Origin of the sequence: Gilliamella sp. ESL0443 (genome assembly GCF_019469165.1) — a bacterium.
Classification (GTDB): domain Bacteria; phylum Pseudomonadota; class Gammaproteobacteria; order Enterobacterales; family Orbaceae; genus Gilliamella; species Gilliamella apicola_E.
Window position 1 is genome coordinate 1682836 of sequence record NZ_CP048263.1, and the last position, 16883, is coordinate 1699718.

At 33.2% G+C, this 16883-nt stretch carries 13 protein-coding genes; 4 read left to right on the top strand and 9 right to left on the bottom strand.

From position 1 onward, the window contains the following. Positions 1-35: 35 nt before the first annotated feature. The gene (nfsB, locus tag GYM76_RS07695) at positions 36-680 is read right to left on the bottom strand and encodes an oxygen-insensitive NAD(P)H nitroreductase (RefSeq protein WP_065562275.1); all 645 of its coding nucleotides are present in this window, start codon (positions 678-680) and stop codon (positions 36-38) included. Positions 681-1260: 580 nt separating this feature from the next. Here nfsB and leuA point away from each other — a divergent pair. The 4 genes from leuA to leuD all read left to right on the top strand — a co-directional run bounded on the left by leuA (position 1261) and on the right by leuD (position 6037). After that, the gene (gene leuA, locus GYM76_RS07700) at positions 1261-2808 is read left to right on the top strand and encodes a 2-isopropylmalate synthase (protein WP_065734235.1); all 1548 of its coding nucleotides are present in this window, start codon (positions 1261-1263) and stop codon (positions 2806-2808) included. A gap of 61 nt (positions 2809-2869) precedes the next feature. Then, a complete protein-coding gene (gene leuB, locus GYM76_RS07705; protein ID WP_220225089.1) occupies positions 2870-3949 on the top strand; it encodes a 3-isopropylmalate dehydrogenase in 1080 nt (359 codons plus the stop codon). 64 nt (positions 3950-4013) lie between these two features. Beyond that, the gene (leuC, locus tag GYM76_RS07710) at positions 4014-5423 is read left to right on the top strand and encodes a 3-isopropylmalate dehydratase large subunit (RefSeq protein WP_220225090.1); all 1410 of its coding nucleotides are present in this window, start codon (positions 4014-4016) and stop codon (positions 5421-5423) included. Positions 5424-5434: 11 nt separating this feature from the next. Then, on the top strand, positions 5435-6037 hold the full coding sequence (leuD, locus tag GYM76_RS07715; RefSeq protein WP_220225091.1) for a 3-isopropylmalate dehydratase small subunit: 603 nt from the start codon (positions 5435-5437) through the stop codon (positions 6035-6037). Between the two features lie 212 nt (positions 6038-6249). On the opposite strand, the gene GYM76_RS07720 is transcribed toward leuD, so the two are convergent. The 8 genes from GYM76_RS07720 to GYM76_RS07755 all read right to left on the bottom strand — a co-directional run bounded on the left by GYM76_RS07720 (position 6250) and on the right by GYM76_RS07755 (position 16826). Further along, on the bottom strand, positions 6250-7665 hold the full coding sequence (locus tag GYM76_RS07720) for an RNA polymerase factor sigma-54 (protein WP_305054774.1): 1416 nt from the start codon (positions 7663-7665) through the stop codon (positions 6250-6252). Positions 7666-7671: 6 nt separating this feature from the next. Next, positions 7672-8397, bottom strand: coding sequence for an LPS export ABC transporter ATP-binding protein (lptB, locus tag GYM76_RS07725; protein ID WP_065562280.1), 726 nt, complete (start codon positions 8395-8397; stop codon positions 7672-7674). Between the two features lies 1 nt (position 8398). Then, positions 8399-8953, bottom strand: coding sequence for a lipopolysaccharide transport periplasmic protein LptA (lptA, locus tag GYM76_RS07730; RefSeq protein ID WP_220225093.1), 555 nt, complete (start codon positions 8951-8953; stop codon positions 8399-8401). A gap of 3 nt (positions 8954-8956) precedes the next feature. After that, a complete protein-coding gene (lptC, locus tag GYM76_RS07735; protein WP_065562282.1) occupies positions 8957-9523 on the bottom strand; it encodes an LPS export ABC transporter periplasmic protein LptC in 567 nt (188 codons plus the stop codon). 101 nt (positions 9524-9624) lie between these two features. Next, positions 9625-9903, bottom strand: coding sequence for an acylphosphatase (gene yccX / locus GYM76_RS07740; protein WP_218058384.1), 279 nt, complete (start codon positions 9901-9903; stop codon positions 9625-9627). Positions 9904-10221: 318 nt separating this feature from the next. Then, complete coding sequence (locus tag GYM76_RS07745; protein WP_220225094.1) at positions 10222-13389, bottom strand: filamentous hemagglutinin N-terminal domain-containing protein; 3168 nt, start codon at positions 13387-13389, stop codon at positions 10222-10224. A 737-nt stretch (positions 13390-14126) separates the two neighbouring features. Further along, a complete protein-coding gene (locus tag GYM76_RS07750) occupies positions 14127-15821 on the bottom strand; it encodes a ShlB/FhaC/HecB family hemolysin secretion/activation protein (RefSeq protein WP_220225095.1) in 1695 nt (564 codons plus the stop codon). Positions 15822-16142: 321 nt separating this feature from the next. Next, positions 16143-16826, bottom strand: coding sequence for a GntR family transcriptional regulator (locus tag GYM76_RS07755; RefSeq protein WP_220225096.1), 684 nt, complete (start codon positions 16824-16826; stop codon positions 16143-16145). Between the last annotated feature and the right edge of the window lie 57 nt (positions 16827-16883).

Sequence of the window (16883 nt, forward strand, 5' to 3'; positions counted from 1 at the left end):
CATCCCACCTAATACGAGGTGGGATGTTAATCAGATTATAAAAAGGTGAAGATTTGATCTTTCGGCAGACGTGATTTTGGACGATGCGCATTACCATCATCTTGAGCACGATAACCTAACGTTGCAACCACAATGCTTTTCAATCCTTTGCTTTTAAGATCTAAAATTTCATCCATTTTAGCAGAATCGTAACCCTCTATTGCGGTAGAATCAACACCAATTGCCGCAGCAGCAAAAAGCAATTGCCCTAATGCAATATAGGCTTGTTTACCTTCCCAGCACTGTTGTGATTCAGGTGTTTTGCTATTTAAATTTACAAAATAACGGCGTCCCTGATCTTGAGACGCCTTTAATTCCGCCGAAGGCAAACGACCGTCTTTCTCTTCTTGATTAAGGAGATTAACTAAATGGGCTTCATCCAACGGAGTTTTAATACAAAAAACAATAGTATGTGATGAGCCGGTGACACGTGGTTGATTAAAATCAGCTATTGCCGGCAAAATTTTATTTTTGGCCGCTTCATTATCAATAACATAAAAATGCCACGGTTGAGAGTTGACCGATGACGGACTGTTTCTTAAAACAGTTAATAACTGCTCAATCTTATCTTGGGGAATCTTTTTCGTTTTGTCATAATGTTTGGTGGTATAACGTTTTTGTGAAATTTCGACAATATTCATAATGGCTCCAATAATTGATAATTAATTCTGAAATAGCGTTACTTGTGTAAAACTATTTTTTAGAGCAAAAAATAATACATAAATAATGAACATTCTTATTTTTAAAATGATTATTTTGAATCTATTGAAAAGTACTTATCAGGCACCTTATCGCTTATGCCCTTAAACTCCTACCATTTTGCATACTATTAAACTATTTTTCAATTCAATTCTTGACGTTCTTTATTATGCATCATCAATAAATCAAAATAAAAGCTTAATAGTTAGACAAATTTTAACTAATGTTTTATCAAGTAAAAGGGTAAATTTTAAACATCTTTCTTGACATGCGTGAAGATTTTTGATAAAAAATGCAATAATATTTAATAAGTAATATAACAATTGAGAAGTTAATGATTAAATTTACTAGCCTCCTACTCAGCCTCCTCCTCGCATCAGTTTGCGCGGATAGCTTGTGTGTGGAGTAAAAGTGATTTAATACTTAACTCGATAGATTAACAAGAACCCGCGCTAAAGTGCGGGTTTTTTGTTTTCTTAACTTGAAATACCGAGATAGCACCAAAATATAAAGGAAATAACAATGAGCGATCAGATTATTATTTTTGACACAACATTACGTGATGGTGAGCAAGCGTTACAAGCAAGTTTAAGTGTTAAAGAAAAATTACAAATAGCTTTAGCATTAGAAAGAATGCGGGTTGATGTGATGGAAGTTGGTTTTCCTATCTCATCGCCTGGTGATTTTGAATCAGTTCAAACTATTGCTAAAACCATTAAGAATAGTCGTGTATGTGCGTTGTCTCGTTGTATTGACAAAGATATTGATGTTGCCGCTGAAGCGCTAAAAGTAGCCGATCAATTTCGTATTCATACCTTTATGGCAACATCAACCTTACATGTTAAAGATAAATTAAAAATGACATTTGAAGATGTCGTTGAACGAGCGGTGCACTGTGTTAAACGTGCACGTAATTATACAGATGATGTGGAGTTTTCTTGTGAAGATGCAGGCCGTACCCCAATTGATAACTTATGTCGGATTGTTGAAGCAGCAATTCAAGCAGGGGCAACAACGATCAATATTCCGGATACTGTCGGTTATACTGTCCCTTATCAATTTGGTGGCATTATTCGTACCTTATTTGAACGTGTCCCGAACATTGATAAAGCGATTATCTCTGTTCATTGTCATGATGACTTGGGCATGTCGGTGGCTAACTCGATTAGCGCGATTCAGGAAGGTGCTCGGCAGATTGAAGGCGCGATGAATGGTTTAGGTGAACGAGCCGGTAATACTGCTTTAGAAGAAGTGATTATGGCGATCAAAGTTCGTCAAAATATCTTAAACGTTCACACTAATATCAATCATCAAGAAATCTACCGTACCAGCCAAATTGTAAGCCAAATTACTAATACACCAATACCGTCTAACAAGGCGGTTATTGGTAGCAATGCTTTTGCCCACTCTTCAGGAATACATCAAGATGGTGTATTAAAAAACCGCGAAACTTATGAAATCATGACACCAGAGTCGATCGGTTTAAATCAAATCCAATTAAATTTAACTTCACGCTCTGGTCGAGCAGCTGTTAAACATCGCCTAGAAGAATTGGGTTACCACGATAACGATTATAATTTAGATCAAGTTTATGAAGCTTTTTTAGAGCTTGCTGATAAAAAAGGCCAAGTTTTTGATTATGATTTAGAAGCTTTGATATTTATCAATCAACTTAAAGATGATCAAGAGCATTATGTTTTAGATTATTTTAATGTTCAATCAGGCTCTACTGTCGTTTCAACTGCGTCAGTAAGTTTGATTATTGGCGATCAAAAATATTCAGATGCGGCAACTGGTAATGGTCCAGTTGATGCAGTTTATCAAGCAATAAATCGTATTACCGGTGAACCAATTACCATTGTAAAATATCAATTAGCCTCTAAAGGTCAAGGTGAAAATGCCTTAGGTCAAGTTGATATCGTTGCCGAATATAAAGGGCGCAAATTTCACGGTGTTGGGCTTGCGACTGATATTGTTCATTCATCCGCATTAGCATTAATTAATGTTTTAAATAATGTTTATAGAGCTAATCAAGTTGCTGAGCAAAAACAAAAATTGCACCACGATTAAATAATAGATGCGATTTCGTTATTTATTGACGAAATGCTTAAATTAATTATAAGGAATAGATATGTCTCAAAATTACCATTTTGCAGTATTACCTGGCGACGGTATTGGTCCAGAAGTGATGAAACAGGCTTATAAAGTGCTTGAAGTCATTCGTCAAAAATATAACCTTGCAATTACGACTAGTGAATATGATGTCGGTGGTGCAGCAATTGATATTCATGGTTGTCCATTACCTAAAGAAACACTAGAAGGTTGTGAAAAAGCCGATGCTATTTTGTTTGGCTCAGTTGGTGGTCCAAAATGGACAAACTTACCGCCAGATCAACAACCTGAACGCGGAGCTTTATTACCATTACGAAAACATTTTAAATTATTTGCGAATATGCGTCCTGCTAGTTTATATCAAGGTTTAGAAGAATTATGTCCCTTACGTGAAGATATTGCTAAGCGTGGTTTTGATATTTTATGTATGCGTGAGCTAACTGGTGGTATCTATTTTGGTTTACCTAAAGGGCGTGAAGGTTCTGGCCCTCAAGAACGTGCTTTTGATACTGAAGTTTATCACCGTTTTGAAATTGAGCGTATAGCTAAAATGGCATTTGAAGCTGCAAAAATTCGTCGTAAAAAAGTCACTTCTGTTGATAAAGCTAATGTATTACAAACATCAATATTGTGGCGTGAAGTTGTAAACGAAGTTGCTAAACAATATCCAGATGTCGCACTTGAACATATGTATATCGATAATGCAACCATGCAACTTGTTAAAGATCCTTCTCAATTTGATGTATTATTATGTTCTAATCTATTTGGTGATATTCTATCTGATGAGTGCGCTATGATTACCGGTTCAATGGGAATGCTACCGTCTGCTAGCTTGAATGAAGATGGATTTGGATTATATGAACCAGCTGGCGGTAGTGCACCAGATATTGCTGGTAAAAATATTGCTAATCCAGCGGCACAAATTTTATCTTTAGCATTATTAGTGCGTTATAGTTTAAAACGTGATGATATCGCCAAAGCTATTGAAAATGCAGTTAATAAAGCTTTAGAACAAGGGACCCGCACTATCGATCTTGCTCGTGGTGGTAGTTATGTTTCAACCGATGAAATGGGTGATACTATTTGTCGTTTAATTTAATTTTTAGACTAAGGGTTAAGCTATCATATTAACCCTTTTAAAGAATATTAAAGGAATATAAGCAATGTCTACAAAACCAAAAACATTGTATCAAAAATTATATGATGCACATGTTGTCTATGAAGCACCGAATGAGACCCCTATTTTGTATATCGATCGCCATTTGGTTCATGAAGTAACCTCTCCTCAAGCCTTTGACGGCTTACGAACGATGAATCGTAAAGTCCGCCAACCACATAAAACATTTGCTACGATGGATCACAATACTTCAACGAAAAGCAATGAGTTAAGTGCTTGTAGCGAGATGGCTCGAATCCAGTTAACTGAGTTAGCTAAGAATGCTGAAGAATTTGGCGTATCTTTATATGGTTTACAAAGTCCATTACGAGGTATCGTTCATGTTGTTGGACCTGAACAAGGCATGACATTGCCTGGTATGACCATTGTGTGTGGTGACTCACATACTGCAACGCATGGTGCTTTTGGTGCATTAGCTTTTGGTATTGGGACATCAGAAGTTGAACATGTTTTAGCTACCCAAACCTTAAAACAAGGTCGAGCTAAAACCATGAAAATTGAAGTAAAAGGCAAAGTAGCCAGTGGCATAACTGCTAAAGATATTATTTTAGCCATCATTGGCAAAACAACGAGCGCTGGTGGTACTGGCCATGTAGTTGAATTTTGCGGGGAAGCAATTACATCTTTGTCAATGGAAGGTCGAATGACATTATGTAACATGGCGATTGAAATGGGTGCCAAAGCGGGACTAGTTGCACCGGATGAAATCACATTTGAATATTTGAAAGGTCGACAATTTTCACCTAAAGGGGCAGATTTTGAGCAAGCAGTCGCTTATTGGAAAACCTTAAAAACAGATGAAGGTGCACATTTCGATACGATTGTAACTTTGGAAGCTAAAGATATTGCTCCACAAGTAACTTGGGGAACTAACCCAGGTCAAGTAACCGCTATTGATAAGCAAGTTCCAAATCCACAAGATTTTTCCGATCCAATTGAAAAACAGTCTGCTGAACGTGCGTTAGCTTATATGGGTTTAACTGCCGGTACTAAGATGTCTGATATTAAGATCAATAAAGTGTTTATCGGCTCTTGCACGAATTCTCGTATCGAAGATCTTCGTGCTGCGGCTGAAGTCGCCAAAGGACGCAAAGTAGCTGATGGCGTTCAAGCTTTGGTTGTTCCTGGTTCTGGGCCTGTACGTGAACAAGCGGAAGCTGAAGGATTAGACAAAATTTTCATCGATGCAGGTTTTGAATGGCGTTTACCAGGATGTTCAATGTGTTTAGCGATGAATGATGATAAGTTAGCTCCTGGCGATCGCTGTGCATCAACCAGTAATCGTAATTTCGAAGGACGACAAGGACGTGATGCCAGAACACATTTAGTTAGCCCTGCAATGGCTGCTGCTGCTGCCATTACTGGTCATTTTACTGATATTCGCAAACCATTTTAAGGAGACTTGTCATGGCGAAATTTACAAAACATACTGGATTAGTCGTTCCTTTAGATGCTGCAAATGTGGATACTGATGCCATTATTCCTAAACAATTCTTACAGAAAGTTACTCGTACAGGATTTGGACAACATGCATTTCATGAATGGCGATTTTTAGATGATGCCGGTAAACAACCAAACCCAGAATTTGTGTTAAATAAAGCTCGTTATAAGGGTGCGAGTATTTTATTAGCTCGTGAAAACTTTGGCTGTGGATCTTCTCGTGAACACGCTCCATGGGCATTAACAGATTATGGTTTTAAAACTATTATAGGATCGAGTTTTGCCGATATTTTTTATAATAACTCGTTCAATAATCAACTATTGTTAGTGAATCTACCTGAAGAAGATGTTGATGAGCTTTTCAAGATTGTAGAAGCCAACGAAGGAATTGAGTTTACTATTGATTTGGTTAACGAAGTTGTCATTGCTGGAGATAAACAATATCCTTTTAAAATTGATGCTTTTAAACGCCATTGTTTATTAAATGGATTAGATAATATCGGTTTAACACTTCAACATGAAGATGCAATTAGTGCATTTGAACACAAGATTCCAACATTTTTAGCTTAAAATCTTTATGAAAATATCATCGCTTGTTGTTTAAGCGATGATATCTCACTACTTCTTAAATAAATTTTCAACTACACTTCATATAAATAACTAATCGAAGCTATACTTGTAACCACTTAGTTTTATATTAATAAATTCAATAAGATAAATGGCTTATTGTTTATCAGTTAAGTTATCACTTAAGGTGTGATGACTACATATTAAGCATTAAGTTAAAGTTGTTTTCGATGGCTTGATGGAGGTATTGATAACGCTTCACGATATTTGGCCACTGTACGGCGAGCAATTATGATACCTTGATTTTCAAGGAGTGAGACTAATTTACTATCACTCAGAGGTTTTTTAGAATCTTCATCTGAAATATATTTTTTAATTAATGCCCGAATTGCTGTGGAAGAGGCTTCCCCACCTGATTGAGTGTTAACATGACTTGAGAAAAAGAATTTTAACTCAAAAATACCGGTTGGGCATTGTAAATATTTTTGCGTTGTCACTCGTGAAATAGTCGATTCATGCATATCTATAGCTTCAGCAACATCAGATAAAATCATTGGCTTCATATATTCAGCGCCATTTTCAAAAAAGTCTTGTTGATGCTCAACAATAAATTGACTAACTTTTAATAACGTCTCGTTACGATTCTCGACACTTTTTATAAACCAATTAGCGTCTTGTAAATGTGAGCGAATATATTGGCTGTCATGTTCATTGCTGACTTTTTCCATCGCAGCATAGTGTTGATTAATACGTAGCGTTGGAACAGTATCATTATTTAATTCTGCTATCCATTTACCATCAATTTTTTTCACTACAACGTCCGGAATAACATAATCAGGTGGCGTGGTATTAACAGAATCCCCCGGATAAGGCTGTAAATGTTGAATAAAATTAATAGCCTCTTTTAGTTGTTCATCAGAAGTATTTAATCGTTTTTTTAGTGTTCGGTAATCATGACTTGCTAATAAATCTAAATAGTCATTAATGATCTCTTTTACTAACGCCGGTGGAGTGACATGTTGAATTTGAATAGATAAACATTCTTGTAATGTTCTTGCCCCAACCCCGATCGGATCAAAATGCCAAATTCGCTTTAATACAGCTTCAACCTCGTCGAGCTCAATTTCACTATTACCTTGTTCCTCTAAAATTTCTTCAGTTGAAACAGTCAGGTAACCTCTTTCGTCTATTGCTTCAATAATGGATAGCGCAATTGCACGATCAACCTCACTAAAAGGCGTTAAATCTAACTGCCAATTTAAATAATCATGCAAGGTTTCGTGTGTTTCACCTTGATAGATGGGTAACTCATCATTACGATAATCAGAATAGGTTCCTGATGGTGTGCCCGCTGTATAGATATCATCTAAAGTTGCATCTAAAGGAATATCCTCTGGGATTTCTTGACTATCGAGTGCTTCACGAGTATCAATATTTTCGTTAGGTTCATGCTGTTCAACATTGATCTCATCGTATTGCTCAGCAACCTCTAATAGTGGATTGTTTTCAAGTGCGGTTTGAATTTCTTGTCGTAATTCTAATGTAGACAATTGCAACATTCGAATCGCTAGTTGCAATTGTGGCGTCATTGACAACTGTTGCGATACCTTCAGTTGTAACCCTTGTTTCATCATAATCTATAATCTGAATTCATGTCCTAAGTAAACGCGTTTTACATATTCATTATTTAATATGCTATCTGGCGTACCTTCAGCAATTAAATGTCCTTTATTTACTATATAGGCACGTTCACAAACATCAAGCGTTTCGCGGACATTATGATCGGTAATTAGTACGCCTAACCCACGATCTCGTAGATGTTTAATGATATTTTTGATATCAATAACAGAAATCGGATCAACCCCAGCGAATGGTTCATCAAGTAAAATAAATTTTGGATTAGCAGCCAAAGCTCGAGCAATTTCAACTCTTCGTCTTTCACCGCCTGATAAAGATTGGCCTATATTGTCTCGAATATGTGTGATATGAAATTCTTCAAGTAACTCTTCTGCTCGATTTAATTTTTCATTTTTGTCAATATCTTGGCGTGTTTCTAAAATAGCCATAATATTATCTATAACAGATAATTTTCTAAATATTGAGGCTTCTTGAGGTAGATAACCAATACCTTTTTGAGCACGCTCATGTAATGGTAAAATACTGATATCATGATCATCAAGATAGATTCTTCCTGCATTTAAAGTCACAATGCCAACTACCATATAAAAAGTAGTAGTTTTACCCGCACCGTTAGGACCAAGTAAACCAACAATTTCACCAGAATTGACAGTGAGACTTACATCTTCAACAACACGTCGTTTTTTATAGACTTTTGCGAGGTTTTCAGCTTTTAAAATTGACATTTTATTTATTCATCTCTTTAACTTGACTTGGGATGATAGTAGATTTTACCCGTCCTGCATTACCCGGCTGCGCAAGTATTCGTTGTTTTTTGACATCATAAGTAATGATTGGACTTTTTATACGGTTATCTTGCTGAATAAGCTCCGCATCACCTTGCAGTACAATATTACTTTCTTTCACATCATAAATAACCTGTGATGAATGACCTGTTACAACTTTATTATTTTTAGGCATAACTTGCTTATATCTTACAGGGTTACCATATCCAGTAATTTTTTGTTTGGTGGAGTCTTGCATATCGGTTATAACAACCTTATCAGCCCAAATGGTAAGACCTTCCTGAACAATCTGTACATTACCACTAAAAGTAATAATATTTTTTTCAATATCAATTTGTTGGTTATCTGCATCAATTGTAATAGGTTTATCATTAACAACCATCTTTTGATCTTTTTGATGGGAAGACGCTTCAAAATTAGGCTCATCTGCAAAACAAGCAAATGATACATATAACATAAAAAATAATGGATAAATTGCTTGTTTTCTCAATCTCATTTTTTATTGTGCCTCAGTATTATAATAGGTTTTTATATTCTCAAGTATATTTGCCGTCTTTTCTCTTAAATCGCCGACTAACCCTGTCCCCGTCGATAAAAAGCCAATCCCTTTTATTTTTACAGGATCATTTGATGTGACAAGTTGTGTTTTTAAATCGACCACTGCGTTATCTGTCAATACTTGCTGTAATTGTGAATCAGGTGATAAATTTGTTAATTGTACATCTTGATAAAGGTAAATTAATTTATCATTAGTCAATGTTGCACGTTTTGCTTGAATATGCCAAGTCGCGGCATGTTCCTGATCGTAAAGCGTGACATTAGGTAAATCAAAATCTGTATTTTCATTGCTATCAAAATGTTTTACTTTGCTTGATGCAATTTTATATACCATAGTGCCTGATAAATCATAGACATTGGTTATCATCTCATCACTTTGATAAATGGGTGTATCAGGCGAATTTGCGTTTGATGGTGCGACCGAAACACTATCTTCTGTTTGGTAAACAGAATAAATACCAATTATCAGAATAAGGAGTAGGATACAGATTAAATTTTTTTTATTCATAGTTTACGTTAATTATGTAAATAAAGTTAATCACTAATAAAAGTAGACCTTTATTACAAATCACCCAAAAATTGACTTATTTTACTTTATTTTTTAGTAAATTAATATCTAACATTAAAAGAAGTTAAATCATTTTGGGGTACCATTTGAATAATTTTAATATTTGAAATTTTTGCTGAAGTTGGTCCTCCAGAATTAAGCCAATTGACTAGTGAATCTATCTGTTTACTCTCGCCAAGTGCGATAATTTCAACATTACCATTATCTAAATTTTTGACGTAACCTAATAAATTAAGTTTTTTTGCTTGCTGATAAGTAAAAAATCGAAATCCAACACCTTGAACTCTTCCACTAACCTGTATTTTAATTTGTTTTATCATCATATAACCTAAATAATTCAAGTTTACCTATTAGCCTAAATCAGTTATCGTTTTAATTAAACACTAATATTAATATTTTGGTTAAAATTTATTAAATTATTTAAAACATTAGTAATCTATCAGGCTGATTTTCTTTTGAATGAAATTGATAATATGGCTTCTAGTTTATTTAATATTCAACCATCAATACTAATTAAGTAAAAGTAAGGTTGCATAAAACACATAAAAAAGATCCTAGATTATTTTGCCTTAAAACAGGATAAATAAACTAGGATCTTATTTTATTTAAGTAATGTTTTTGAAATTCAATTAAAATGATTAATTTTCAATTATTGTATTTTGATTGTTATCAACAAAATCGCCTTGCATATAGCCTTTATTGATAAAGTCAACCATATTGCCATGTATTGTTTCTGTAATCATACTACCCTGACTTGAATTTTCAAATTTATCACCTGATAATCTAATATGTATGTTTGATTTCAATTTGCCATCATTTTTGATGTTTTTACCATTAATATTAATAGCGTGATTAGCTAAAATTGATCCTTCATTGTGTATTTGATTTCCCTTTATATCAATTTGCCAATTTGAGCTTAATTCACCTGATCTGTAATTTTTGACATTGTTTGAATCAAATCTTAGATAGTTAGCTGAATATAATTTGTTATGATTCTCAACGTTGGTTGAATTAATATCGAAATTATGAAGGGCATTTGCATTACCATAATTTTCAAATTTATCACCTGCTATGGAAATATCAGCACCCTTAATTACGCCAAGCCAATCATTTTTGAAGTTTTTTGCATTAATAACAGCCTTGATAGTATCTATCAAACCATTATTTAGGATATTATCACCTCTCAAATCAATTTGCTTATCGGATTTTAAAATACCTGTTGAGTTGTTTGTAAAATTGGTAGAGTTAATTGTAAGGTATTCTCTAGATAACAAATTTGAAGCATTCATAACATCAGTTGAATTAATATAGAAATTATGTTCTGCTCGTGCACTACCATAATTATCGAATTTATTACCACTTATCGTAATATCACCACCTTTAATTACTCCATACCAATCATTTTTGAAACTATCTCCAAAAATGATAGCTTTTTTAGACGCTATTATTTCACCAGTATTGACACCACTTTCAGTATTAATTTTGATATCACCACTATTGAGTGTACCAATCACTTTAGTGCCATCTTCTGTAGTATAACGTCTATTGTTAAACTCTTTCTTGGCTTTAATTTCAATAAGATCAGCTGATTTTATTTGTGAACGATTTTGGAAATCATGTGCTTGAATTTTAACAATATGCTCGGATTCAATTGATGAACCATGATCATTATTTAAATATTCCGTATTCAAGTTAACTTGATTTTTTGCAAAAATTTTAGCGTAGTTATCAATTTTTTTAAACGCAAGGTCCAATACATTTTCTGCACGAATTTGACCTTTATTATCTAAAGTATCACCTTCTAAATTAACATTTCTACCTTCTATAGTAGCTCCATCTCTATTGTGTAGTGTTAATACATAGCCTTTTAAGTCTTGTTTTGCCTGTAATTTTCCAATATTTTCAAGGTAATCGACTTCTAATTCCAGATTTTCAATTGGCTCAATTTTTCCATAATTAATTAATTTAATTGCATTAATATCAGCATTGTTCGCAACTATATTTCCGTACCAATCATTTATTAATGAATCAGATTTTATGTTTAATTGATTGCCGGCAATTATATCTTTTTGGTTTCCAAATTCATGAGTCAAAATATTCAAATTATTATTTGAGTATATCACGCCTTTATTAACTAGTTTATCAGCTTTAAATTGAACATTCTGCCCCTTAACAAGACCAGCTGAATTAATGGTTTCAAAAATATTACTTACTACTGATACTTGCTTGTTACTCGAAAGTTCTCCTGAATTGGTAACATCTAACACATGAACAGTAAGGTCTTCTGAAGCATGAGCTTTACTTCTGTTAAATAATTTATCACCCTGTAAAAGTATGTGTTTGGCTGAAATAGAACCGCCGTAATCGTTTATAATTTCTTTACTAGCAATATGAACTTCATTATCAGCTGACATATTACCTTGATTTTGGGTAAGTTCAGATTTAATATCAATGTTATTTTTTACTTTCATATCACCAGTATTTTTAGTTATATAACTTGTAACATCAATATCTTGAGCGTCAATCGTTGCCCCAAAACCATTATTGAATTCATTACCTTGAGCTGTTACCGTTTTACCAGCAGTAATTACACCATTATTACCAGTCCAACTCCCTGATGAAAAATTAACATTTTCTCTAGCCTGTAATGTGCCGTTATTTTTGATTTCATGATAACTAGCTAATGATATATTCTTATTTAAACTTTTTATTTTTCCATTATTTTCAATAGCATTACCTTTACTTCGCAAACTTACATCACCAACAGCATCTATTATATTTTCATTAACAACTTTACCATCAGTAGTAATATTGATAGAACCAGCGTTGGTATATATTTTACCTTGATTACGTACACCTACACCATTTTCTGTACCTACCATAGTAATTTTACCGGCATACATTCCACCTAATGCAGAAACATCAAGCGCAAATTCAGGTTTATCTGCATTAGAATCCGCACCTTGTCTTTCAACCTTACTTAAGTCAGCACTGACTTTATTTTTACCTGTTACAATATTCACTTCATTATCTGCCCATAACTTGGCATTAATTGAAACTGAACGCGAAATTAAATCAGTATAATTTTGACCGCCACTACGTAAACCATCACCTTGGATTTCAATTTTGCCTTGTCGAACATCGTAACCTTTTAATTCTCCATCTTCCATGATCGGCTTACCTGTAGTTAATGTTGTACGATCAGCATTAATAAAACCGCAACCATTACAAGTAATACCCGCAGCATTAGCAATAACCACTTGAGCGTTTTGACCCGCTACTTCAATAGAGCCAAGTAGTTGACTTGGATTATTAGAATTTACTTCATTTAAAATGACTCTTGCATTATTTTTTAATCCTTTATTCCCATTAATATTTCCTGCTAACTCGGTATTTGTATCGGTGAGTGAGTTATTAAGAATCAAACCATCTTTTGATACATCAAATTGTGTAAATTTGTTATGTGATATACCGCCTTTAGTTGGAGATACGATATCAACTTGTGTCGTACCATTATTTAATTCTTGAACATTAGGTCTTTGATTTTTTCCTGCACTAGGATCTACAACGACACCACCTGCATAACTATTACTAACAACACTTACCATACCTAGAACAATATAAGATAAGAAAACTATAGGTTTTAAAACTGCTTTTTTCTTACCTATAATATCCGTTTGAGTATTCGTATCTTTTTTTCTTTGACTCTTACCTGAAATAGCTTGATGTGATTTAACAATTTCAGACACCACAATAAATAATCCACGAGCTTGATTAAAAACAATTCGATAAAAATTTTTATTCATAGTATTTCGCCTTTCATCTTATTTTGTTATTCAAATGTCTAAACAAAAAGTTATTATTTCCAATAAAAACGATTTATTTACAACGATTAATATTTACCACAAAATAAATTGCAAATAATTAATTAGTTACTTACAACTTATAACAATATGATTTATTTATCTTTTATAACCAATAAATAAAACTATATTTTTAGAGAACTACTTTTACTACAAACTTAACTTTAACTATAAAATATAATCCTTTTTCCTAGTTACCATTAAATCCAATTTATTTTTATGAAAGAGTTATTTAAATTATCTATAAGATATTCAAAGAAAAACTAAAGCATCAATTGTTATTTACTTTATTTAAAAAGGGGAAAGGATATTTAGCATCCAAATAGGCAAATTAAAACTTAATCGCCATTTATTGAAGACAAATTAAATGTGATCAATAAAAAGTCTCCTTTTTAATATTACTCATACCATAAAACCATATTACTTAGTTGTATTACGTTACTGACATTAATAAATATTAAAAATTACTAAAACTTTTTACTACAATTTGATAATTAAAAAATCAATTAATTCTTGATAAATAGTATTGTTTCTTTTGACAAAAGCCTAAAAAGCTATTGCATACATTATAATAATACTCAATATAACATAAGATAAAAGATTTTTTCATTATTTATATACATAGTTTTTATTTGTTTTCTAACTAATTCTTAGTTTATGACCAAAAAAGACAAAAAATACTAGTAAGTCCAATTTAAATAAAAGGCAACCGTTAAATGATTTGTTTTAAAATTATCCGGTTTGTGCAAAGGTACTCCAGCAAATACATCATAATAGACATTAAATTGTTGACCTCTTATACCTAGTGCCGAACCAACAAGTCGTTTACCGCTCAACCGTTCTGAATTTCGCCCACTAACTTGCCCAGCATCTAAGCCAAAGTATAATTGTTGCCTTATAGGCATTTGCCAAATCAAATCATTACGCAGATACCAGCCATTATCAGCCGTCAACATTTGCTCGCCATCAAATCCTCTAACAGTCCAACGGCTTCCGATCGAAAATCGATCAGGCGGTGTTAATTTATTACCTCGTGTCATTTGACCGTTATAATCAAGACTATAAGCAAAATTCTGATTACCTAGATTAAATGGAGCATAAAATGAAACATCAAACTTAAAAATATTAGTCAAGGCACTGGCTATATTTATCTCTTCTTCTCGAGCTTTTTCAGCACCGAACCATCGCACTCCTTTTTGATACCATACATCAACATCCAAAGTCATATCGTCAATATAATGACGATGTTGTAAACCTAATTTCCAATTAGTTGTTTTTCGACGCTGATTTTCAAGTTCAAGATCATTCATAAAGTTGTGAGATTGTCTTAAGTTAATACCATAACTTAAAGTTGTTTTTTGTGTTGAACTACGGTGCAATACCCGGCTAATCTTGAAATTGTAATTTTTACTTCGACCTTTGTATTGATAATCTACAATACCTGGGATATTTTGGTGGTAGGTATTACCATAAATTAAAGTTTCAAACATCCAATATCCATAAGGAACTGAATAAGAAAAATAATAATCACGGTTACCATATTTGTCTTTATTTTCTAGATCATGATCACCTGAAACATAAAATGAATCACTAAGGCCTAGAGGATTATCTAAATAGAGCGTTAATCCGCCTAGATATCGACCCGTATCTTTAGTGCCCGAGTTATCTACAGACATCCCTACCCGCCAAAACTTTGATTGATTGCGCTTTATAACAATTTCGGTTTCCCCTTCTTTAGCACCAGGGATTAACTCGATTTTAGCATCTACAGTAGGAATTCTTTGTAAATTCTCTAAACCTTGTTCAAGTGCCCGTAAATTAAGTAATTCACCACTTCTTAAAGGAATACTGGTATACAAATTTGCATAGGTATCACTACCTTCTGAATAGTCTATACTTTTTACGGAACCCTTTAAGATTAATAGAGTGAAAGTACCCTGTGATAAATCTTGTTGTGGAGCAACTACACGAGTAGTAATAAAACCATAATTAATAAGTTGGTTTTGCAATTCGGTCATCAATAAATTTAGACCCTGACTACCTAAACATCGCCCTTCGGCTTGCTTTGTTAAAGGACTTAATGGAACATAAAATGGTAAAGTTTCCTTTTCTAATAACTTAACATGGGAAATAGGGAAACATAATTTTTCTTCTGGAAAATCAATATTATTAATTTTCTTTAATGGGGATAATAAATTAACATCAGGCGTTTTGGGGGATAGCGCTTCTTCCGCTGCTTTTTGCCGTTCCTGTTGATAAATTAGCTGTTTGTCACTAACTTTTTGATTTTGAATGGTTACTTGAGAATCCGCCCCAACATAACCAGAAAGAATAAAGCCTACTACAATAACTGATAACTTCCTGACATTCATCATTTTCTTTACCAAAATTATAATATTTATGCTTTTGTGCTGTCATATGTTAAAACGATTACATGATTTAGTCTATAAAAAGAATCAATCAAAAATTAATGATACATAAAAAAATAAAGTTTAAAAACATCAATTCATCAATAAGAGAAGTTAAATAAAAAAGGTTAATAACTCTTCTTTTTTTGAGGTAATCGGCGATATTTAGATATATAAAAACATTGATGAATATTTCTTAAATCAGCGCACCATGAAAAAAACTAAATTTTATTTATCTTTATTTAAGAAAAAATGATAATGAAATTATTACCTTTGAAATTAAAAAAATTAATCAACAAACCATTCATTATGCTGTTGTGATACTATTTTTATCGTTTTTAATATAGTTGATAAATGCTCATGAAGTGCAAGTATTGCCATTTCTGGATCATGCTTTTTTAATGCAATAACAATTTTTTCATGCTGTTTAACTAGATCTTCTGGTGGGGATATATCTTCTAAAGTAAGGTATCTGACCCTGTCCATCATTGCTTTGATATTTTCGACGGTGTCCCATGCCATGGGACAATCAACAACATTCATTATAATCTGATGAAATTCATCATCTTTTTCAAGAAAATAACCAATATCTTTATGTTTGTTAGCTTCAATTTGTTCTTTTAAATTTTTTTCAAGTAATAAAAGATCTGAATCATTAATTTCTTGTGCTGCGCGTTTAATAATTGCACACTCAACAGCATCACGAATAAATTGACCATCAATTACTTTTTTAACAGATATTTTACTTACAAAGGTGCCACGTTGTGGAAGAATTTGGACCAATCCAGCTTCTGCTAGTTTAATAAAAGCTTCACGAACTGGTTGGCGTGAAACATTAAATTGACCCGAAATGTCTTTTTCAGACAATAAAACACCTGGTAATACTCGGCAAGTGATAATGGCCTTTCTTAATTGGCGATATATTTGTTGATTAACAGGTTCTGAGATAGTTAACGCTTCAGATTTGAACATATATTACTTTCAAAAAACAAATTACAAGAAAAGAGAATATAGGGGATTTTTGAATAT

Excerpts from the sequence above, each read along its gene's own strand:
- nfsB (WP_065562275.1), bottom strand. The coding sequence starts at position 680 with ATGAATATTGTCGAAATTTCACAAAAACGTTATACCACCAAACATTAT.
- leuA (WP_065734235.1), top strand. The coding sequence starts at position 1,261 with ATGAGCGATCAGATTATTATTTTTGACACAACATTACGTGATGGTGAG.
- leuB (WP_220225089.1), top strand. The coding sequence starts at position 2,870 with ATGTCTCAAAATTACCATTTTGCAGTATTACCTGGCGACGGTATTGGT.
- leuC (WP_220225090.1), top strand. The coding sequence starts at position 4,014 with ATGTCTACAAAACCAAAAACATTGTATCAAAAATTATATGATGCACAT.
- leuD (WP_220225091.1), top strand. The coding sequence starts at position 5,435 with ATGGCGAAATTTACAAAACATACTGGATTAGTCGTTCCTTTAGATGCT.
- GYM76_RS07720 (WP_305054774.1), bottom strand. The coding sequence starts at position 7,665 with ATGAAACAAGGGTTACAACTGAAGGTATCGCAACAGTTGTCAATGACG.
- lptB (WP_065562280.1), bottom strand. The coding sequence starts at position 8,397 with ATGTCAATTTTAAAAGCTGAAAACCTCGCAAAAGTCTATAAAAAACGA.
- lptA (WP_220225093.1), bottom strand. The coding sequence starts at position 8,953 with ATGAGATTGAGAAAACAAGCAATTTATCCATTATTTTTTATGTTATAT.
- lptC (WP_065562282.1), bottom strand. The coding sequence starts at position 9,523 with ATGAATAAAAAAAATTTAATCTGTATCCTACTCCTTATTCTGATAATT.
- yccX (WP_218058384.1), bottom strand. The coding sequence starts at position 9,903 with ATGATAAAACAAATTAAAATACAGGTTAGTGGAAGAGTTCAAGGTGTT.
- GYM76_RS07745 (WP_220225094.1), bottom strand. The coding sequence starts at position 13,389 with ATGAATAAAAATTTTTATCGAATTGTTTTTAATCAAGCTCGTGGATTA.
- GYM76_RS07750 (WP_220225095.1), bottom strand. The coding sequence starts at position 15,821 with ATGATGAATGTCAGGAAGTTATCAGTTATTGTAGTAGGCTTTATTCTT.
- GYM76_RS07755 (WP_220225096.1), bottom strand. The coding sequence starts at position 16,826 with ATGTTCAAATCTGAAGCGTTAACTATCTCAGAACCTGTTAATCAACAA.